The sequence below is a fragment of the Variovorax sp. V118 genome (assembly GCF_041154445.1).
In the GTDB taxonomy this organism is placed as follows: domain Bacteria; phylum Pseudomonadota; class Gammaproteobacteria; order Burkholderiales; family Burkholderiaceae_C; genus Variovorax; species Variovorax boronicumulans.
Genome location: NZ_AP028663.1, coordinates 6923792 through 6944169, shown reverse-complemented (window position 1 = coordinate 6944169; position 20378 = coordinate 6923792). Strand labels below are relative to the sequence as shown.

The window sequence follows — 20378 nt, the reverse complement described above, 5'->3', positions numbered from 1 at the left end:
CGGACACGCACGCCATGAAAATCAACTGGTGGCCCTGGGGTTTCCTGACCCTGCTCAGCCTCGTGCTGCTGCTGTTCTTCGTGTTCTATCCGCTGGGCACGCTGTTCGTGAACAGCGTGCGCGACGAGTCGGGCGCGTTCTCGCTGTCCGGCTTCATCACCTTGCTGCAGGACAGCGAATACCTGCTCGCGTTCCGCAACACGCTGGTGCTCGGCGTGTCGGTCACGGCCTGCACCGTGGCCGTGGGCGTGCCCTTCGCGTACATGGTGGCGCGCTACGACTTCCCGCTGAAGAACCTGGTGGCGGTGCTGCCGATCATGACCATCGTGATCCCCGAGATCATCGTCGGCCAGTCGTGGCTGCTGCTGCTGGGCAACAACGGGCTGGTGACCAACCTGCTCGCGGGCGCGGGCATCACGCTGCCGACCTTCTACGGCTGGACCGGCATGGTGTTCTCCATGACGCTGGTCTACTACACCTACATCTACCTGGGCGTGCTGGCCGCGCTGCGCGGCTTCGACGGCCAGCTCGAAGAAGCCGGCCTGAGCCTGGGCACCTCGCCGCTGGTGACCAAGCTGCGCGTGCTGGTGCCGGTGATCCTGCCCGCGGTGCTGGTCAATGCGCTGGTGGTGTTCACGCTGGTGGTGGGCAACTTCGCGCTGTCGGTGGTGCTGGGCAGCAGCGTGCCGCTGCTGTCGGTCATGACGTACAACGCCTTCGTCGGCGAGATGGGCGGCAGCCCCACGCTGCAAAGCGCGATGTCGGTGGTGTCCATCGGCATCGTGGCCATCGTGCTGTTCTTCCAGAAGCGCGTGGTCGAACGCAAGATCTACACGATGACGCAGGGCCGCGCGCCCGCCGTGGTGCGCGTGCGCTCGGGCGCGGCGGTGTTCTACACGCTCAGCGTGGGCGTGATCATCGTGCTGTCGATGCTGCCGCTGCTCATCGTCTTCGTGGGCGCCTTCACCGAGACCAGCGGGCCCGTGATGCGCTGGGGCCAGTGGTCGCTGTCGAGCCTGGAGCGCGCGCTGCGCGGCGCGCCCGAGCCGATCATCAACTCGCTGAAGTTCGCCTCGATGGCCACCGTGGTGGGCGTGGCCTTCGCGGTGCTCGTGAGCTACCTGACGATCAAGAAGCGCAACCCCTTCACGCAGCTGCTGGACTACATCGTGGTGCTGCCGCTGACCATCTCGGGCACGGTGCTGGGCATTGCGCTGGTGCAGACCTTCAACACCGGCTGGCTGGTGCTGGCGGGCACCTCGGGGATCATGGTGCTGTGCTACACGGTGCGCCGCCTGCCCTTCGCGGTGCGCAACGCGTCGTCGACGCTGTTCAACATCTCGGACTCCATCGAGGAAGCCTCGATCAGCCTGGGCGTGTCGCCGCTGAAGACCTTCTTCAAGGTGCTGCTGCCGGCCATGAAGGCCTCGATCATCTCGGCCGCCATCCTGATGTGGGTGACGACGATCTCGGAGCTGTCGGCCTCCATCGTGGTCTACACGGGCGGCTTGGAGACCATGCCGATCGCCATCTTCCGCCAGGTCGACGGCGGGCGCCTGGGCCTGGCCTCGGCCTACGGCGCGGCGCTGGTCAGCGTGATCCTGCTGCCCATCGTGGTGGCGATCAAGGTGTTCCGCATCAACCTGTTCTCCAGCAAATGACCCACCCATTCACTTCAACCTGCGAGGTTTTCATGTCCTTCAAGTCCCTGGCGAAATGCGCGTTCGCGACCCTGGCCCTCACGGCGGGCATCGCGGGTGCGCAGACGGTGGTGCTCTATTCGTCCAACAACACCGAGACCGTCGAGACCGCGCTGGCCGTGGTCAAGAAGAAGACGCCCGGGCTCACGGTGCAGCAGGTCACGGGCGGCACCGGCACGCTGATGAAGCGCATCCAGGCCGAGGCCAAGAACCCGCGCGGCGACGTGCTGTGGAGCGGCGGCTTCGGCACGCTGGGCGCCTACAAGGACCAGATGGCGCCCTACAAGTCGCCCGACCTCGCGGCCGTGCCCGCGGCCTTTCGCGGCCCGAACGACCTGTGGGTCGGCACCAACGTGCACGTCATGGTGATGATGGTCAACGAGCGCCAGCTCAAGGGCATGCCCGCGCCCAAGACCTGGTCGGACCTGATGCGCCCCGAGTGGAAGGGCAAGTTCGCCATCACCGACCCGAGCAAGAGCGCCACGGCCTACATGCTGGTGTATGGCCTGCTCAAGCAGTTCGGCCGCGACGGCCTGGGCAAGCTGGCGGCCAACGCGGTCGTCACCGCGTCGTCGGGCAGCACCTACAAGGGCGTGGCCGCCGGCGAGTACCCGGTGGGCCTGACCATCGAGTACGCGGCGCAGGAGTACGTGGCGGGCGGCCAGAAGGAGATCAAGCTGGTCTATCCCACCGAGGGCAGCTACCTGGCGCCCGAAGGCATGTTCATCGTGAAGGGCGCGAAGAACATGGACGCCGCCGTCGCGCTCTACAACGGCCTGCTGAGCAAGGAGACGCAGCAGGAGCTGTTGGTGAAGAACTTCCGCCGTCCGGTGCGCAGCGACATCGCGGTGTCCAAGCTCACCTCGCTGCCCGACCTGAGCGCCATCAAGGTCTTCCCGCTCGACCAGGAAGCAGCCTCGGCGGAGTACGAGCAGCTCGTGGCGCTGTGGAACCTGGCGGTGAAGGCGCGGTGACGGGTACGGCGAAGGCGCCTTCGACGCCGGTCAGCGCCTTCGATCTGTTCAAGATCGGCATCGGCCCCTCGAGCTCGCACACGGTCGGGCCGATGATCGCGGCGCGGCAGTTCGCCTGCCTGCTGCAATCGCAAGGCCTGCTGCCGCAGGTGGCCGCGCTGGTGACGCAGCTGTACGGCTCGCTGAGCGCCACCGGCCGCGGCCACGGCACCGACCGCGCCGTGCTGCTCGGGCTCGCAGGCCACCGGCCGGACCGGATCGATCCCGACACCATCGAGCCTGCCATCGCGGCCATCCGGCGCGAGCGGCGACTGCACCTGCTCGGCACGCACGCCGTGGCCTTCGATGAGAAGGAGCACCTGCTCTTCCTGCGCAAGAGCCTGCCTCGGCACCCGAACGGCCTGCGCTTCATCGCGCTCGACGCGCAGGGCCAGACCTTGGCTGAGGCGGACTACTTCTCGGTCGGCGGCGGCTTCGTCGTCGATGCGCAGGGCGAGAGCGTGCGCAACGAAGCCGGCGTGCAGCGCCCGGCGCCGGCCGCGCTGCCCTTTGCCTTCGACACCGGCGCGGAGCTGTTGGCGCAATGCCGGGCGCAGGGCCTGTCGATCGCCGCGCTGATGATGGCCAACGAAACGCAATGGCGACCGCAGGCCGAGGTGCGCTCGGAATTGCTGCAGGTGTGGGACGCCATGGCCGGCGCCGTGCGCCGCGGCTGCGCGAGCACCGGCACCTTGCCCGGGCGCATGCAGGTGCGCCGGCGCGCGGCCGACCTGTTCGGGCAGCTGCAGGGCAGCGGCACCGCGCAGGCCGCGCCCGACCCGCTCGCGGCGATGGACTGGGTCAACCTGTACGCCATGGCCGTCAACGAGGAGAACGCGGCCGGCGGGCGCGTGGTCACCGCGCCCACCAACGGCGCGGCGGGCGTGATCCCGGCGGTGCTGCACTACCACCAGCGCTTCTTTCCCGGTGCGGGCGACGAGGCCGTGGTCGAGTTCCTGCTCACCGCGGCCGCCATCGGCATCCTCTACAAGAAGAACGGCTCGTTCTCGGGCGCCGAGGTCGGCTGCCAGGGCGAGGTCGGCGTGGCCTGCTCGATGGCGGCGGGCGCGCTCGCCGCGGTGATGGGCGGCACGCCGGGCCAGGTCGAGAACGCCGCCGAGATCGGCATGGAACACAACCTGGGCATGACCTGCGACCCGGTCAGCGGGCTGGTTCAGATCCCGTGCATCGAGCGCAACGCGATGGGCGCGGTGAAGGCCATCAACGCGGCCCGCATGGCCCTGCGCGGCGACGGCTCGCACTTCGTGTCGCTGGACAAGGTCATCCAGACCATGATGCAGACCGGCGCGGACATGAAGACCAAGTACAAGGAAACCTCGCGCGGCGGCCTCGCCGTGAACATCGTCGAGTGCTGACCGCCGCGCGGTCGGCCATTCAACCTGCAGGCCGGCGCGTGAGCGCGAGGATCAGCCCGAAGCCGACCATCATGCTGCCGCTCACGCGGTTGAACCAGCGCATCGCGCGACTGCCATCGGCCAGGCGGCGCATGCGCGCGCCGAGCAGTGCATAGAGCGCGATCGCGACCAACTCGAACACCAGGAAGGTCACGCCCAGCAGCACGTAGCTCGACGCGTACGCGCCGGGCACCACGAACTGCGGGAAGAAGGCGGTGAACACGAGGATCGCTTTCGGGTTGCCAGCCGCCACGGTGAACTCCTGGCGCACCAGCGCGCGCATCGACGGCGGGGCTGCTTCGTGCGCCTGCACTTGCGCAGTCGGCGCCGGCGCGCGCAGCAGCCGGACGCCGATCCACACGAGGTACGCGGCACCGATGTACTTGATGACGTCGAAGGCCAGCTCCGACGCCACCAGCACCGCGCCCATGCCCAGGCCCGCGATGGCGATCATGACCGCGAAGGCCACGAGCCGGCCGCTCGCCGCGATGACCGCCGGCGACACGCCGTGCTTCGCGCCATTGGTGACCGACAGCAGGTTGTTGGGGCCGAACGCCATGTTGATGGCGAAGCAGGCGGGCAGGAACAGCAGGTAGGCGGACAGGGTCATGGCGCATCCGGCGGCGGGTGTGGCGGGGTGGTCATTATTTCAGCACCTCGCCCCGCGCAGGTGCACCGATGCGAAGCCGGGGGCGAGCTATTCCACGTCCGTCATCTGCCGCGCGTAGACGGCGAGCACGATGCGCTCGGAGTGGATCAGGTAGTCGTTCAGCGCCGCCGAGCCCTCGGCGAACTTGCCGGCCTCGATGAGCTCGAGCAGCTTCGTGTTCATGTCCACGTAGGGCGCGTGCAGGAACTCCGGGTCTTTCAGCAGCCCGAAGGCCAGCCGCAGCTCGACCAGGATGTGGGCGAACAGCACGTTCAGCCGCTCGCTGTCGGCCAGCTCGACGATGCCCTTGTGGAACTCCATGTTGGCCGTGCCCACGCCCAGCCAGTCGCCGGCGTCGCGGCATTTCAGCGCCATCTCGACCGCCTCGCGCATGTGCTTCTTGGCGGGGTGACGCGGGTAGGCCTGCGCCAGCGCCTGGCACTCGATGAGCCGGCGCACGCGGTAGATGTCGATGATCGACGCGATGCTCGGCACCGCCACGAACACGCCGCGGTTCGGCGCGTGCTTGAGCAGGCCTTCCTTGGTCAGCGTGCGGAACACCTCGCGCAGGGTGTTGCGCGAAATCTCCAGGCTGTCGGCCAGCGCGGCCTCCGACAGCCGCTGCCCCGGCGAGAACTCGCCCTTCACGATCTTCTGGCGGATCAGCTCGGCCACGCGGTCGTTGAGCGTGAGCGCGCCGGCGGCCGGCGAGGTGGGGGAAGCGGGGGAATCCAGTCGGGTCATGCCGGTCGGTCGGAGGGGAAAAGAGAGGGGCGCAGCGAGCCTGCGTTGTAACAGACAGCCCCCGTGCCACGCCGCGCCGGTGCACCGAAACGCGCCCGTTTCAGGGTTTTCATGGAGGTATTCAGGCACTGTTGTTGGGCACACTACATGAAATTGTTCAACAACTTGTTTGAAATGAGTGATTCACACGAAATGAATTGCTCATTCATTGGCATGAGGTTTGCATCAATCGACCGCACCGGGGCCCTTGCGCCGGTGTTTTGCATTGCAACGAAAGACCAACCATGACACCTGAAGTCCCCCTGTGGCCGCTGATCGGCGTGGCCGTGATCATTGCGGGGTTCATCCTGCGCTTCAATCCGATGCTGGTCGTGATCGTCACGGCCATCGTCACGGCGTTCGCCGCCGGCTTCGGCCCGATGGCGATCCTCACGGCCATCGGCACCGGCTTCATCAAGACGCGCAACCTGCCGCTGATCATTCTTCTGCCGCTGGCGGTGATCGGCCTGCTGGAGCGCCACGGCCTGCGCCAGCACGCGCAGAACTGGATCAGCCGCATCAAGTCGGCCACCGCCGGGCGCCTGCTGATCGTCTACCTGGCGGCGCGCGAACTCACGGCGGCCATGGGCCTGACCAGCCTGGGCGGCCATCCGCAGATGGTGCGTCCGCTGCTCGCGCCGATGGCCGAAGGCGCCACCGAGACGCGCTACGGCAAGCTGCCCGACCGCATCCGCCACAAGCTGCGCGCCTACGCCGCGGCCACCGACAACGTGGGCCTGTTCTTCGGCGAAGACATCTTCGTGGCCTTCGGCGCCATCGTGCTCATGACCACCTTCCTGCACGAAGCGGGCATCGACGTGGAGCCGCTGCACATCGCGATGTGGGGCATTCCCACGGCCATTGCCGCTTTCATCATCCACGCCTGGCGCCTGCGCCGGCTCGACCAGGCACTGGCCCGTGAGTTGGGCGGCGCTGCAGAAGCCGACGTGCCCGCCACCGCCGTGCCCGCCAAGGAAGGACGCTGAGCATCATGATCCTCTCGATCCAGCACCTGTACCTCCTGGTCGGCTTCATCCTCGCCGTCACGGCCGTGATGACGCTGGCCGACCGCCAGCACCCCAAGCGCTACACCAGCGCGCTCTTCTGGGGCATCTATGCGCTGGTCTTCCTGGTCGGCGACAAGCTGCCGCCGGCGCTCGTGGGCGTCGGCGCGATCGGCATGGCCGTCATTGCCGGCCTGCGCGGCGTCGGCGCGGGCAAGCACCGTGAGCCCACGCCCGAGCAGTACCAGGCCAGCGCCACGCGCCTGGGCAACAAGCTGTTCATTCCGGCGCTGGCGATTCCGCTGGTCACCGTGATCGGCACCGTGGGCATGAGCCACATCAAGCTCGGCGGCACGCTGCTGCTCGACCCCAAGAACACCACGCTGGTGAGCCTGGGCATCGGCTGCGTGGTGGCGTTGGCGCTGGCCTGCTGGCTGACGCGCGAGACGCCCGTGCAGGGCATGCGCGAGTCGCGCCGCCTGACCGACGCGCTCGGCTGGGCCGTGGTGCTGCCGCAGATGCTCGGCATGCTGGGCCTGGTGTTCTCCGACGCCGGCGTGGGCAAGGCGGTGGCGCACATCACCACCAGCTACATCAACATGGACATCCGCTTCGTGGCCGTGGCCGTGTACGTGCTGGGCATGGCCCTCTTCACCATCATCATGGGCAACGGCTTCGCGGCCTTCCCGGTGATGACGGGCGGCGTCGGCGTGCCGGTGCTGGTGGGCGTGTACCACGGCGACCCGGCCGTGATGGCGGCCATCGGCATGTTCTCGGGCTACTGCGGCACGCTCATGACGCCGATGGCGGCCAACTTCAACATCGTGCCCGCGGCCCTGCTGGAGCTGCCCGACAAGAACGCGGTGATCAAGGTGCAGATACCGACCGCGGCCGCGCTGCTGGTGGTCAACATCTTCCTGCTGTACTTCCTGATGTTCCGCTGAGGCACCGCGCATGACCACCGCCACCGATGCCAAGGCACGCCGCGTGCTGCTCGCGGGCTTCGAGCCCTTCGAGAACGACCCGGTCAACCCCGCGTGGGAGATCGCCCGCGCGCTCGACGGCTGGACCTGCGAAGGCGCCGTGGTGCAGGCGGTGCAGCTGCCCTGCGTGTTCGGCCGCGCCATCGACACGCTCGACGCCGCATTGATCGGCTCGCCACTGCAGCTGGTGCTGTGCATCGGCGCGGCGGGCGGGCGCACCGAGATCTCGATGGAGCGCGCCGCGCTGAACATCGACGACGCGCGCATTCCCGACAACGCCGGCCAGCAGCCCATCGACCTGCCCGTGGTCAGGGACGGCCCGGCGGCCTACTTCTCGACGCTGCCGATCAAGGCCATGGTGCGCGACATGCGCGCGGCAGGCCTGCCCGCGGCCGTGTCCAACAGCGCCGGCACCTTCGTGTGCAACCACATCTTCTACGCGCTCATGCACCGGCTCGCGACGCGCCCGGCGCTGGCGCACACGCGCGGCGGCTTCGTCCACGTGCCCTACCTGCCCGAGCAGGCCGCCTCGAAACCCGGCGTGGCGAGCATGGCGCTGGCCGCGCAGGTGGAGGCCTTCCGCGTGGCGATCCGCACCGCGCTCACCGTGCGCAACGACGTGCGCGAGACCGCCGGCCGGCTGCATTGATTCCTGAGGCGTGCCGTGCACGCCGGAGACCCCCGATGAACATCGACTTGAACAGTGACCTCGGCGAAAGCCTCGGCGTCTGGCGCATGGGCGACGACGCCGCCATGCTCGACATCGTCAGCAGCGCCAACGTGGCCTGCGGCTTCCACGCCGGCGACCCCGCGGGCATCCTGCGCACGCTGCGCCAGGCGAAGGAACGCGGCGTGGCCGTGGGCGCCCACGTGGCCTACCGCGACCTCGTCGGCTTCGGCCGCCGCAACATGGACGTCGACAGCGCCGACCTGCGCGCCGACGTGATCTACCAGATCGGCGCCCTGAAGGGCCTGGCCGCCGCGGCCGGCACCGAGGTGCGCTACGTGAAGCCGCACGGCGCGCTGTACAACACCATCGCGCACGACGAGCGCCAGGCGCGCGATGTGATCGCCGCCCTGCGCGAGATCGACGCCAGCCTCGTGCTCGTCGCGCTCGCAGGCTCGCCGCTTGTCGGCTGGGCCGAGGCCCAGGGCCTGCGCGTGGTGGCCGAGGCCTTTGCCGACCGCGCCTACACACCGCAGGGCACGCTGGTGTCGCGCCGCGAACCCGGCGCCGTGCTGCACGATGCGAACGACGTGGCCGAGCGCATGCTGCGGCTGGCCAACGAAGGCACCGTCACCGCCATCGACGGCAGCGTGGTGCGCATCCGCGCCGATTCGATCTGCGTGCACGGCGACAGTCCTGGCGCGGTCGAGATGGCGCGTCGCGTGCGCGAGCGGCTCGTGCAGGCCGGCGTGACGATCCGCCCCTTTGCCGAGGCAGCGACCGCATGACGACCTCGATGCGCTTTCTTCGCGTCAACCTCAATGCCGTGCTGGTCGAGCTCGACGACCTGGCGCAGACGCTCGCGCTGCTGGCTTCGCTGCGCGCCGAGCCCCTCGCCGGCATCGACGAGCTGGTGCCCGCCGCGCGCACCATCCTCATCACCTTCCGCCCCGCCGTGCTGTCGGCCGCCGCACTGGCACACGCCGTGCGCCAGCGAAAGCTCGACGCCCGCGAGACGCGCATCGACAAGCGCATCGAGATTCCCGTGCGCTACGACGGCGAAGACATCGCCGAAGTGGCCGGCCTGCTCGGCATCACGCCCGACGAGCTGGTGCGCCGCCACACCGGCAGCGACTACACCGTTGCCTTCACCGGCTTCGCGCCCGGCTTCGCCTACCTGAGCGGCGGCCACCCCAGCCTGAACGTGCCGCGCCGCGCCGTGCCGCGCACCCGCATCCCGGCCGGCGCGGTCGGGCTCGCGGGCAGCTTCAGCGGCGTGTACCCGCAGGCCAGCCCCGGCGGCTGGCAGATCATCGGCGTGACCGACACACCCATGTGGGACCTGTCGCGCGAAACGCCGGCGCTGCTGCAGCCCGGCGATGCGGTGCGCTTTGTCGATGCCACGGAGTTGAAGGTTGCACTGCCGGTGATCGCGCAAGTTGTCGCGGCACCCACACCCGCAACCGTCGAAGGCGGCAGCGCGTTCGAAGTTCGCGCCGCTGGTTTGCAAGCGCTGTGGCAGGACGGCGGTCGCCATGGCCAGGCGCGGCAGGGCGTGTCCGCCTCCGGTGCGATGGACCAGCGCTCGCTGCAGGCGGCCAATCGATTGGTCGGCAATGCGTCGGACGTGGCCTGCCTCGAACTGGCCTACGGCGGCTTCCAGTTCGTCTGCCGCGGCAACGCAGTGATGGCCGTCACCGGCGCCGACGGCCCGCTCACGCTGACCCGCGCCGACGGCGCGCAATGGCCGCTGCCGCGCTACCAGCCCGTCGCGCTGGCCGATGGCGACACCGTCACTGTCGGCGAGCCCGTCGCCGGCATCCGCAGCTACCTGGCCGTGCGCGGCGGCTTTGCCGTGGCGCCCGTGCTCGGCAGCTGCGCGACCGACACGCTGGCCCGCATCGGCCCGCCCGCCGTGGCGGTGGGCGACGTGCTGCCGGTGCGCGCCGTCGCCACCGGCGCCGTCGTCGGCGCCACCGAAGTGCCGCCCATCGACCTGCCCACCGTGCAGGAAGAGGTCGTTCTCGACATCGTGCTCGGCCCGCGCACCGACTGGTTCACCACCGACGCCGTCGAGCGCCTGTGCAGCCAGCCGTGGGTGGTGACGCCGCAATCGAACCGCGTCGGCATCCGCCTGAACGGCGAAGAGCCGCTCGTGCGTGCGAACACCGCGGAGTTGCCCAGCGAGGGCACGGCGCGCGGTTCGATCCAGGTGCCGCCCAGCGGCCAGCCCGTGCTGTTCCTGGCCGACCACCCGCTCACCGGCGGCTACCCCGTGATCGCGTCGGTCGCCACCCACCACCTGGACCGTGCGGGGCAGATCCCCGTGAACGCCCGCGTCCGCTTCCAACCGATGGCCGGCCACGGCGCCATCGAACTTTGATTTGAGATCGAGAGTCCTGCGATGAAAAAAGTCCTGATCGCCAACCGCGGCGAAATCGCCGTGCGCATCGCGCGCGCCTGCGCCGACCACGGCGTGCAGTCGGTCGCCGTCTACGCCGATCCCGACCTCAATGCGCTGCACGTGCGCCGCGCCGGCGAGGCCTACGGCCTGGACGGCCACCGCCCGGCCGACACCTACCTGAACATTCCCAAGCTGCTGGCCATCGCCAAGCGCAGCGGCGCCGACGCCGTGCACCCCGGCTACGGTTTCCTCTCGGAAAGCGCGGCCTTCGCGCAGGCCGTGATCGACGCCGGCCTCACATGGATCGGCCCCTCGCCTTCGGCCATCGCCACGCTCGGCGACAAGGTGCAGGCCCGCAAGCTCGCATTGAAGGTCGGCGCACCGCTCGTCGCGGGCACGGCCGACCCGGTCAGCAACGCGGGCGAGGTGCTTGCCTTTGCCGAACAGCACGGCCTGCCGATCGCCATCAAGGCGGCCTTCGGCGGCGGCGGGCGCGGCATCAAGGTCGCGTGGCGGCTCGACGAGGTCGAAGGCCTCTACGAATCGGCCGTGCGCGAAGCCATCACCGCCTTCGGCCGCGGCGAGTGCTACGTCGAGCAGTTCCTCGACCGCCCGCGCCACGTCGAGGCCCAGGTCATCGCCGACACGCACGGCAACGTCGTCGTGCTCGGCACGCGCGACTGCTCGCTGCAGCGGCGCAACCAGAAGCTGGTCGAAGAAGCGCCTGCGCCCTTCCTGAGCGACGCACAGCGCGAGCGCATCCACCAGTCCGCGCGCGACATCTGCGCGGCCGCCGGCTACACCGGCGCCGGCACCGTCGAGTTCATGCTGAGCGCGAGCGGCGCGATTTCCTTCCTCGAGGTCAACACGCGCCTGCAGGTCGAGCACCCCGTGACCGAGGAGACCACCGGCATCGACCTCGTCATCGAGCAGCTGCGCATCGCCGAAGGCCTGCCGCTGTCCGTCAAGGAAACGCCCGCACCGCGCGGCCACTCCTTCGAATTCCGCATCAACGCCGAAGACGTGGGCCGCGGCTTCCTGCCGACGCCCGGCCCTGTCCACGTGTTCGACGCCCCCTCGGGCCCGGGCGTGCGCGTGGACACCGGCGTGGACGCCGGTTCGCAGGTGCCCGGCACCTTCGATTCGCTGATGGCCAAGCTCATCGTCACCGGCGCCACGCGCGCCCAGGCCATCGCACGCGCGCGTCGCGCGCTCAAGGAATTCCGCATCGAAGGCCTGGCCACGGTGCTGCCGTTTCACCGCACCGTGATGGCGCACCCCGACTTCGTGTCGGAAGACGCCTTCAAGGTCCACACGCGCTGGATCGAAACCGACTTTGCGAACGACGAAGCGGCGGGCATGCGACCTGATCCGCTGCCGGATGCGTCGCTGCACCGCACGGCCATCGAGATCGACGGGCGGCGCATGCCGCTGGGGCTGCCGGCGGAGTTGCTGCGCGGGTTGGCGTCGGCGGGTGGTGGTGCTGCTGCGCCTGGCGTTGTGGCGAACGCACCGGCGGCCGATGCCGCTGCTGTGGCTGCGCCGGTGTCGGGCACGCTGCAAGGCTGGAAAGTCGCGGACGGCGACGAGGTCGCTGAAGGTGCGGTCATCGCGGTGATAGAGGCGATGAAGATGGAGATGCAGGTGGTTGCGCACCGCGCTGGGCGCATCGTGTTCGCTGCGGCTGCGGGGGGCTACGTGGCAGCTGGGACGGCGATCGCGCGCATCGGGTGAGTGAGGGCGGTCGTCAAGGCTTGAGGAACAGGGCGACGAGTCCTGAAACGATGCAGGGTGCGAAGGTCACGGCGGCCATGTAGGTCTCGAGACGTGCGCCTGTATCGCGTGCGTCGACAAGTACGTAGCGCGCACCGAGGTAGAGCAACGCGGTGCCAGCCAGCACGAGCACGAACAGCCAGGCTTTCTTCAAGTGAGGCGCCCACGACGGATGTGGACGCACGCGATGGCCGATCAGGAAGAGCGTGCACACCAGCGATGGCAGGGTGCCAACCACCAGGACGAGGGCGATCAAGTTCATCTTGATCCAGCGTCACTGAACGGCGATGGCCTGGCAGTTGGTTGCTGCTGGTTCTGCGGGGCGATGACTGAGCCTGCAGCGAGCTTCTTCAACTCTTGTCGAACACGCGCCGGTAGCGACCATGGCCGTGCGGCTCGCGGCGGCTGGCGGTGCCCAGGATTTTCAATGCAATCTTCGCCGTCGTGCCCGCGTTGTCTCGCAGATCTTGCGCATCTGCATCTGTCATCAGCGGCAGTGTTCCCGGTTCTTTCGCATCCGTCGCGATGACGCGGCGTTCGAAATTGTTGAGTTCATAGGCACGAGCCTGATTGCGGATGTTTCCTGCACGGCCCGGGTTGCCTTGCGCCTCCGATTCCTTCAACAACCGGTCGTGCGTGGCCTTCTTCTGCTTGATGGCGGCTACGAAGTCCTCGCGGTTTTCCTTCGTGATGGGGCCGAGCATCCAGAACCCGCCGTGCGAGTCATGGACATACTTGTCGAAGAAGTCGTTGGCGCTTTGCGGGACGTCCTTGGCGGCAGCCACGGCGCGCAGAAGGCGCCTTTGCACCTCATCGGCACGCGACTGCTGCTCGACGTAGCCCGCTCTGGGAACGAACACCCGCCTGGGCTGGTTGGCCACCTGAGCGGCTTGCACGTCCGTACGCCAGTCGAGTTCCGACTCCCAGAGATCCTGTCGGTCCTGCTTGTTGGAGGCTTCATAGCTCGCCATGGCCTTGAAGGTGGCCTCGTCGCTCTTGGAGGCGCGCCAGCGCCAATACAGTTCCATGTGATAGCGCATGCGGTTCTGCACGGGCTCGCCGCCGTTGGCGACATTCTGTTTTTCCTCTTCCGTGGTCCAGGCGGCGTAGCTGCTGAAGGCCTTGTCGAGGGTGGGCGCGACTGCGAAATCGGCTTGTATTTCCCCTTGCATCTCGGACTTGCTGTCCAATCGCACGCCCGCCGCCAAGGCCTCGAAATACATGTCCATCAAGGGGATCTGCGAGAGCAATGCGGTTCGTCCCTCGATGCCCTTGCCTTGGGATTTCGGTGGATAGCCGCCACCCAGATCGGAATGTGCCCCGGGATAGACGAACTCCTTGGTGTTCGGCGGGTAGTTCTTGGCCCTGATGCGCGCCGTGGACAGCGGAAACGACTGGCGTATTTCATGCGCTGCCACGTAGTGAACCGTCTGGTTGACGCCATGGATGTCCATGGTGTCATCGGCCCAGTCCTGAAAGCCTTGGAAGATCGGCGCCGAATCGGCCAGCCCGACGGACGCCACGGTGTCGAAGATGCCCAGGAAATGAAGCTCCAGCGTCGCCTCGCCGACCGTCATGTTTTCGGCGACTTTCTGCATCCATTGGCAAAAGGTGCGCGCTTCGGCCGCGCCGCGCGAAAAACCGAAGACCGACAGATGCATCTTGGTCACGCGCGGCCGCTGGTCCTTGATGGCTTTGAGCAGGCGCTCCTGAATGCCCTTGAAGATGCTGACCATCTTGTCGTCGCCCAAGCGCCAGCTGGTCTTCAATTGATCGACACAAAGTGTCTTCGCCTCCTCGGGCCGGATCAACAGAACATCGTGATAGGCCATGTGCAAGGCGTTGTAGACCTGTATCAACGCCCAATGGATGCGCGCCTCGCCACCGGTGCCGAAGCGCTTGCCGGCGTCCAATTCCTTGACTTCGCCAATCTCGGGGAAGTGTGTGCCGACGCCGGGTATGTAGAAGCGGAAATTCTCGACCTTGTCGTCCTTGTGCGCGTTGAAGAGGCTGACCACATTCGTGTGGCTTTGATCCGGCACATCGCGAACCAGGTTGTTGTTGGTGCCGTCGAAAAAAAGGCCCACGTGAATCTCTTTGGCGCAACTCAGGGCATCGGCCTTGCTCGGATCGGCGCTGGCGGCGCGTTGGCACAGCTCGCGTGCGGTCAGAGTCCGGTCTGCGCGGGAGTGGTCGCCAGGCAATGCGGGCTGGTAGTTCGTGCCGCCCGGGTCTTTGTCCCACCAGTCGCCTGCGGGCGCATTTTGTAGCAGCCGATACTCCGGTTTCCACGCGATGGCCCGACCCGGTTCCTCCGACCACACCAGTATCTGCAGCCCCGACTCCTTGAGGATGCACTCGGCCGTACAGAGTTCTGCGGTCTTGAAGTAGAGGCAGCGCTTGTCATAGGTGCTGGCGTCGAAGCTGATTTCGTACCAGCCTTCAGAAAATTCATCCATGTGTTGCTCCCAGATCTCTCAAGATATCCCTTGGTCGCCTCGGTTCACCACTTCCAGTCTGCAGGCTTCACTGGGTAGGCCGGCCCGGGATAGTCCTTGGCGCCGGCTCTCTTGTTGGAAATGATCAACCGCACCTCGTTGTTCGGCAGGAAGTGCACGTTCAAGAGACCACCGGGCTCGTCGTACTTTTCGATGGGCACGATTTTTTCGTGCCAGCGAGGCTTGATCGCATCAGGTCGCGTATCGCCCGGGATTCCGCTGGAGGTCGTCCACTTCACTGTTGCGTTGAGACCGGCGCGCCAATTCGCCGGAAAGGAGACGCAGCACACAAAGCTGCCCCCGCCGCCATACGGACGCGAGTTGCCGCCGCCGGCCCCATCCACGTAAAACTGGTGGATGTAGTCCTCCGTGTGGTTGTAGGCGCTGATGTTGGCGCTGTAGCTTTCGGCGGCCGGCTTCTTGCTGCTGCAAGCCACCAGTGGCAGCGTCAGCAGTGCCAGTGCACAAAGCGTCAGGATCGTTGGGCGTTTCATGGCGTGTGGCCTTTCAATGCGTTCACGTGTTGTTCGTCGGGTTTCCGAAAATTCTTGTTCGCCTTGACTCACCTCTTCCAGCTCGGTGGCTTCATCGGGTAGTCGGGGCCGGGGTAGCCCTTGGCACCGGAGCCCTTGCTGGAGATGACCAATCGCACATCGCCCTCGGAAAGGAAATGCACGTTGAGCGTGCTGCCTGGGACGTCATACCGATCGATCGGGACAACTCTCTTGTGCCAAGTGGGCTTGATGGCCTCGGGCCGCCTGTCGCCCGGAATTCCGCTCGAGGTCGTCCATTCCACCGTTGCGCTGAGCCCAGGGCGCCATTGAGCCGGATAGGAGATGCAGCACACGAAGCTGCCACCGCCTCCGTAGGGACTCGAATTTCCACCACCGGCTCCGTCCACATAGAACTGATGGATGTAGTCCTCTGTGTGGTTGTAGGCGCTGAGGTTGGCGCTGTAGCTTTCAGCCGCCGGCTTCTTGCTGCTGCAAGCGGCCAGCGACAGTACCGCCAATGCGCAAAGCGTCAGGATCGCCGTGCGTTTCATGGCGTATGGCCTTTCAATGCGCGCATAGGTTGTTCGCCTCGGCTCACCATTTCCAATCCGGCGGCTTCACCGGATAGGCGGGGCCAGGGTAGTTCTTGGCACCCGCCCCTTTGCTGGAAATGATCAACCGAACTTCGCCTTCAGGGAGAAAGTGGATGTTGAGCATTCCGCCCGGCACGGTGTATTCCTCGATGTGCACGACCTTCTCGTGCCAATGCTGGACATACGCTTCCGGTCGTCTATCGCCTGGAATGCCGCTGGAGGTGGCCCAACGCACCTTGGCGCTCAAGCCAGGGCGCCATACGGCGGGATAGGAGATGCAGCACACGAAGCTGCCGCCACCGCCATACGCGCTCGAATGGCCGCCAAACATCCCGTCGACATACGGCTCGATATGGTCCGCCGTATGGTTGTACGGGCTGATACTGGCGCTGTAGCTTTCAGCCGCAGGCCTCTTGCTGCTGCAAGCCACCAGCGCCACCGCGCAAAGCACCAGGAGAGCAAGACGCGTCATGACGCCTTGCCCTCCAACGCCTTCCACAGTTCGTCGCTCCAGCCCTTCATCAGGCCCGACAGGCTGGAGCCTTGTGCGACGGCCTTCCATGTGTCCGACAGATCGGGATGCTGATGGAAGTCATCGCCGCAGGTCAGCGAGAGCACCACGAACTGCAGCCGGTCGGGGTTGCCTGCCACATGCAGGCGGGTGGCGACCTCGAGCGCGCGCTGGAGCCGCTGATGAAACGCTGCCCGGCCGGTCTGCGGGACCAGTTGCGACACCGTCTCGAGCAACTGCGCAAAGATGCCGTCGGCTTCCGAGGCATCCAGAAGCGCTGCGAATTGCGTTGCGTCGAGTTCGAGATGATCGCCGGCATCGGAAGTCCCCTCTGCCTCGGCAGCAGCCAACCAGTTGTCGACCGAGGCACCACTGCGATCGAACCACTGCCACTGCGCAATGGCTTGGGCCACGCGCCGTGTCTGTGGCTCGGCCAGCGTGGCAAGCAGCGTCGGAAGCACGCGCACATCGCCCATGCGGCAATGCAGCTTCAGGCCGTCGTGCCGCGCCTGGGCCAGGTAGCCGAAGCAGGCCTGCAAATCCGCAGCGGCGTGGCTGGAGGCGATCCAGCTGAATGCGGGCGCCGCCGGGTCGATCGTGGCGAGGCGCCGCAAGCCCTCGGTGCGCACCTCGTCGTCCAGTGGCAGCTCCAGCAGCTGCGGTCCCCTTGCGCCATAGGCCTCCAACGGTGTGTTGGCCAGCGCATTGACGTGCGACCACTCGTTGCGGCGCAGCACCGATGCGAGGCGCGCCGGGTCGAGCAAGGCCGCATCGACCAGCAACCAGAGGCCGACGGATGACGGTTGGGCGTCGACCATCGCTTGCACGGCATGGGCAAGGTGGAGGGGGTCGATCGGATCGGTCGCGAATTCCAACGCCACGCTCACTGCAAGGCGGAGAAGGGGGCTCCGCTTTGTGCCGCCTTCAGCATGCACTCGATGCAGATGCTCTGCGGGAACAGCGGCAACCCATACGGCGAGCTTGTCGGCCCGGCCAACTTCCGCTGCACCGCGTGATAAGTGATCTTCCCCGGGCACTCGAACGTGATGTCCCCATTCTGCAGCGTGATCGACGCGCCCTGCGCGGTCGCGACGCGGATCTTCTTCTTGGCCGCGAACTCCACCGTCTGGTCGGTGCTGGCGATCTTCAGGGCGTCCTTGGCTTGCACGCGCAACTCGTCGTGCTGCGCCTGGAAGTCCAGGTCGTCGTTGCCCGCGATGACCGACAGGCCCGTGTCCGCATCGGCCTTCTGCGCCCCGGCCAACACGCCGATGGCCTGGCCGCTGTGCACGCGCAGCACGTCGGCCAGCGCCAGGTTGATGTCGCCGCCGCTGGCCAGCGTGGCGGTCTCGCCGCTGACGACCTGCATCTGCTGGCCCGCCACCATCGCCAGCCCGCCGCGTGCGGCCAGCGCGATCACGGCGTCGCTCGTGTGCGGCACCTTACCTTCACCGGTGGCGATGGCCTTGTCTGCTGCATCCGCGTAGGCGGCATCGAGCGCATCGGCAGTGACCATGCCGCTGGCGGTGCGCTCCATCGCGGCGTACGGGGCGCGTTCCTTGTCGAGCTGCGATTCGTTGGCCTTGTTGGCACCGATGTGCCCGGCCAGCTGCACGGTCTCGTGGGTCTTGGCCGCATCGCTCAGGGCCTGGCCCAGTTGCTGCACCTGCTTGAGCAGCGCCATGCCGGCGGCGAAGTCGCCCACCGGTTCGAGCTTCTGGCCGCCTGCGCCGTGGTAGGTGCTCAGCAAGACGCCCTTGCCGCCGCGCAGGGCGGCATAGCCGTCGGTGCGCAGCTCCAGGCCCTGGCCTCGAAAGCTGCCTCGGAAGTTGTCGGCCTGGTGGATGAGGTGGCCCAGGTTCAGTTGGCTGTGGGCGGTGCTCGCATGCAGCTGCACGCGCAGCTGCTGGTTCGAATCGTCGAACACCAATTGGCTGAAGCCCTCGCCGCCGAACTCCTTGGTCTTGAAGCCGCTCAGGGCGGCCGCGTTGCGGTGGCCCTTGTCGTCGGCGCTGGCGCCGTGCCAGGGCGGGGCATGGCCGGCTGCCAGGTTGGCCTGAGCGCTGGGCGAGGCGTTGCTGGCCTGGGCGAAGACGTTGTTGTCGTTGCTGCCCTGTTCGCTGTTCTCACCGGCACGCGATGCGCCGCCGGGCGTGGGGGCGATGCCGCCGTCGCCGCGGCCGTTGTACAGCGCGCCGACGATGACGGGCTGGTCCACATCCAGGTCGACGAACTTGACCAGCACTTCCTGCCCGATGCGCGGCAGCCACTGCCAGCCCATGCCGGGGCCCGCCTGGCGCTGGGCCACGCGAATCCAGCGGGTGCTGCGGTTGTCCTGGGCGCTGTCGCCGTTCTCGCCAGTTCCGTTCTGCCAGTGGAAGCGCACGCGCACGTCGCCACGGTCGTTGCAGTACAGCTCGTCGGCGCCGTTGGGCGTGGTCTCGCCCGAAGGGCCGACCACGATGGCGCTGTGCACGCCGCTGGCCGTGGGCCTGGCGTGCAGGCGGGCACCGTCGGCCGCGGCCAGTGCGGGGCGCCAGGGGCGTGGGGCGTGCACGCCGGAGAAGCTGTTGGCGTAGCCCTGGGCTTGCGCGGTGGCCAGGCTCTGGGGCTGCGGGTGGATGCTGTTGTCGTTGTTCGTGCCCGTTGCGGCAGACACCAGCCCGAACACATCGGCTTCGGCCGTGACGGGAGCACACGGCTGGTCGAACACGAGGTGTTCCGTCAATGCGCCCAGCTGCGCCGCAATCGACGCCGCCGTGTCCTTGGGCAGGTTGTTGATGCCCACGTGTTCGACGGTGTCCAGCAGCAGTGCGGGCCTGGCCTGCAGCCCGAGTGCAGGCGCGTCGTCGATCTCGAGGCGCGTGCCCGCGCGCAAGGTGCGCACGGTGCTGTGGCCCAGCATCAGGTCGGCGCGGCATTCGGCCGCTTCCATCATCAGGGCCGCGTAGCGCTCGACGATGCGGTTGGTGTCCCAGCCGCGGCTGCGGTCGTTCATGCCGAGCACGTCGTCGTACTCCAGGCGCGGGGCGTTCTTGCCGCCCACGGGAAAGCGCGCCGGGGCGCTGCCTGTGAGCTGGCGCTTGCCGTCGACGTTCCAGGCGCTCAAATGCACCTGGGCCACCGATTGGCGCATGCGCCGCACCAGCGCCTGCACGGCGTCGCTGCGCTCCTGCGAGCTCTTGCGGTGAAAGCGAACGGGCGAGCCTGCATCGGCGGGCTGGGTGTCGTTCGACGAGAAGATGATGAGCTTGTGGCCTGTCGGGGCCTGGGCGTCTTCCTCGATGCGCCAGGCCAGGCCTTCTTCGGCCAGCAGGCGCGAGAAGAAGTCGTAGTCGCTCTCTCGGTACTGGGTGCAGTAGGTGCGAACGGGGGCGTCGGCAAGGAAGCTGTTCACGTCGGAAGAGAAGGCCCAGCTGCCGGCTTCGGCGTACGGCGCGAGCACGCGCTCGATGATGTCTGCCACGCTGCGTTGCTGGAAGACCTGGCTGCGCCCCTGCTGGGTGGCCAGCCAGAGCCAGGGCACGAGCGTGAGGCGGTAGCGGGCCAGGCCGCCGTCGGCGCCCAGCGATTCGACGGCGCGGATCAGGCCGGTGCGTCGGCCCATGGAGCCGTCAGCCAGCACGGTGACCAGCGTCAGCGGTTGGTCGATCAGCGATGACAGCGCCAGGTCCGCGCGCAAGCTCAGGCACACGATGCGCAGCTCGAACAGCTGCGACACCGCCTCGCGCTGCACCCAGCCTTCCACGCGCAAGGCTTCGATGCTCTCGCGCGCGGCGCTGTTGGAGGACGATGAAGCACTCGGCGCTTCGAGGCGATACAGCCGCGCCGTCTGGCTCAGCTCGGCCCACAGGGCGCTGCGGTCAGCGGAAGGCATCGGGAATTCGCTCA

Annotated in this window: 18 protein-coding genes; 9 read left to right on the top strand and 9 right to left on the bottom strand. The window is 67.5% G+C overall.

Features of this window, described 5'->3' with window-relative positions; all coding sequences use genetic code 11:
* Positions 1 to 14: 14 nt before the first annotated feature.
* From ACAM52_RS32435 to ACAM52_RS32425, 3 genes are read left to right on the top strand one after another with little or no spacing between them, the layout of a single operon-like run.
* The gene (locus ACAM52_RS32435) at positions 15 to 1661 is read left to right on the top strand and encodes an iron ABC transporter permease (protein WP_062477436.1); all 1647 of its coding nucleotides are present in this window, start codon (positions 15 to 17) and stop codon (positions 1659 to 1661) included.
* 32 nt (positions 1662 to 1693) lie between these two features.
* The gene (locus tag ACAM52_RS32430) at positions 1694 to 2674 is read left to right on the top strand and encodes an ABC transporter substrate-binding protein (protein ID WP_369645576.1); all 981 of its coding nucleotides are present in this window, start codon (positions 1694 to 1696) and stop codon (positions 2672 to 2674) included.
* Positions 2671 to 4089, top strand: coding sequence for an L-serine ammonia-lyase (locus ACAM52_RS32425; RefSeq protein ID WP_369645575.1), 1419 nt, complete (start codon positions 2671 to 2673; stop codon positions 4087 to 4089). The genes ACAM52_RS32430 and ACAM52_RS32425 overlap by 4 nt, the downstream gene beginning before the upstream one ends.
* Before the next feature lie 19 nt (positions 4090 to 4108).
* Here the strand turns inward: ACAM52_RS32425 and ACAM52_RS32420 are convergent, their stop codons facing one another.
* Both ACAM52_RS32420 and ACAM52_RS32415 read right to left on the bottom strand, forming a co-directional pair.
* Positions 4109 to 4738 (bottom strand): LysE family translocator, encoded by a 630-nt coding sequence (locus ACAM52_RS32420; RefSeq protein ID WP_369645574.1) that lies wholly within the window; start codon positions 4736 to 4738, stop codon positions 4109 to 4111.
* An 87-nt stretch (positions 4739 to 4825) separates the two neighbouring features.
* Positions 4826 to 5521: a GntR family transcriptional regulator gene (locus ACAM52_RS32415; protein WP_260685246.1), complete on the bottom strand. Its 696-nt coding sequence runs from the start codon at positions 5519 to 5521 to the stop codon at positions 4826 to 4828.
* A gap of 284 nt (positions 5522 to 5805) precedes the next feature.
* Between ACAM52_RS32415 and ACAM52_RS32410 the strand changes: the two genes are divergently transcribed.
* The 6 genes from ACAM52_RS32410 to ACAM52_RS32385 are packed head-to-tail and all read left to right on the top strand — an operon-like array spanning position 5806 to position 12352.
* Complete coding sequence (locus tag ACAM52_RS32410) at positions 5806 to 6546, top strand: DUF969 domain-containing protein (RefSeq protein ID WP_062477421.1); 741 nt, start codon at positions 5806 to 5808, stop codon at positions 6544 to 6546.
* 5 nt (positions 6547 to 6551) lie between these two features.
* Positions 6552 to 7508 (top strand): DUF979 domain-containing protein, encoded by a 957-nt coding sequence (locus tag ACAM52_RS32405; RefSeq protein ID WP_095747223.1) that lies wholly within the window; start codon positions 6552 to 6554, stop codon positions 7506 to 7508.
* A 10-nt stretch (positions 7509 to 7518) separates the two neighbouring features.
* Entirely contained in the window at positions 7519 to 8196 is a 678-nt protein-coding gene (gene pcp, locus ACAM52_RS32400; protein WP_369645573.1) for a pyroglutamyl-peptidase I, read from the top strand.
* Positions 8197 to 8231: 35 nt separating this feature from the next.
* Positions 8232 to 9002, top strand: a complete 771-nt coding sequence (locus ACAM52_RS32395) for a LamB/YcsF family protein (protein WP_369645572.1) — start codon at positions 8232 to 8234, stop codon at positions 9000 to 9002.
* Between the two features lie 8 nt (positions 9003 to 9010).
* Positions 9011 to 10597, top strand: a complete 1587-nt coding sequence (locus ACAM52_RS32390) for a 5-oxoprolinase/urea amidolyase family protein (protein WP_369647811.1) — start codon at positions 9011 to 9013, stop codon at positions 10595 to 10597.
* Positions 10598 to 10618: 21 nt separating this feature from the next.
* Positions 10619 to 12352 (top strand): biotin carboxylase N-terminal domain-containing protein, encoded by a 1734-nt coding sequence (locus ACAM52_RS32385; protein ID WP_369645571.1) that lies wholly within the window; start codon positions 10619 to 10621, stop codon positions 12350 to 12352.
* 13 nt (positions 12353 to 12365) lie between these two features.
* Here ACAM52_RS32385 and ACAM52_RS32380 read toward each other — a convergent pair whose 3' ends face one another.
* The 7 genes from ACAM52_RS32380 to ACAM52_RS32350 all read right to left on the bottom strand — a co-directional run bounded on the left by ACAM52_RS32380 (position 12366) and on the right by ACAM52_RS32350 (position 20364).
* The gene (locus tag ACAM52_RS32380) at positions 12366 to 12653 is read right to left on the bottom strand and encodes a hypothetical protein (protein WP_369645570.1); all 288 of its coding nucleotides are present in this window, start codon (positions 12651 to 12653) and stop codon (positions 12366 to 12368) included.
* A gap of 88 nt (positions 12654 to 12741) precedes the next feature.
* The gene (locus ACAM52_RS32375; RefSeq protein ID WP_369645569.1) at positions 12742 to 14850 is read right to left on the bottom strand and encodes a DUF2235 domain-containing protein; all 2109 of its coding nucleotides are present in this window, start codon (positions 14848 to 14850) and stop codon (positions 12742 to 12744) included.
* Between the two features lie 44 nt (positions 14851 to 14894).
* The gene (locus ACAM52_RS32370) at positions 14895 to 15383 is read right to left on the bottom strand and encodes a DUF3304 domain-containing protein (protein WP_369645568.1); all 489 of its coding nucleotides are present in this window, start codon (positions 15381 to 15383) and stop codon (positions 14895 to 14897) included.
* Positions 15384 to 15451: 68 nt separating this feature from the next.
* Positions 15452 to 15934, bottom strand: a complete 483-nt coding sequence (locus ACAM52_RS32365) for a DUF3304 domain-containing protein (RefSeq protein ID WP_369645567.1) — start codon at positions 15932 to 15934, stop codon at positions 15452 to 15454.
* A gap of 43 nt (positions 15935 to 15977) precedes the next feature.
* On the bottom strand, positions 15978 to 16448 hold the full coding sequence (locus tag ACAM52_RS32360) for a DUF3304 domain-containing protein (protein WP_369645566.1): 471 nt from the start codon (positions 16446 to 16448) through the stop codon (positions 15978 to 15980).
* Entirely contained in the window at positions 16445 to 17362 is a 918-nt protein-coding gene (locus tag ACAM52_RS32355) for a DUF4123 domain-containing protein (protein ID WP_369645565.1), read from the bottom strand. Before ACAM52_RS32355 ends, ACAM52_RS32360 begins: the two co-directional genes overlap by 4 nt.
* An 8-nt stretch (positions 17363 to 17370) precedes the next feature.
* Complete coding sequence (locus ACAM52_RS32350) at positions 17371 to 20364, bottom strand: type VI secretion system Vgr family protein (RefSeq protein ID WP_369645564.1); 2994 nt, start codon at positions 20362 to 20364, stop codon at positions 17371 to 17373.
* Positions 20365 to 20378: the final 14 nt, after the last annotated feature.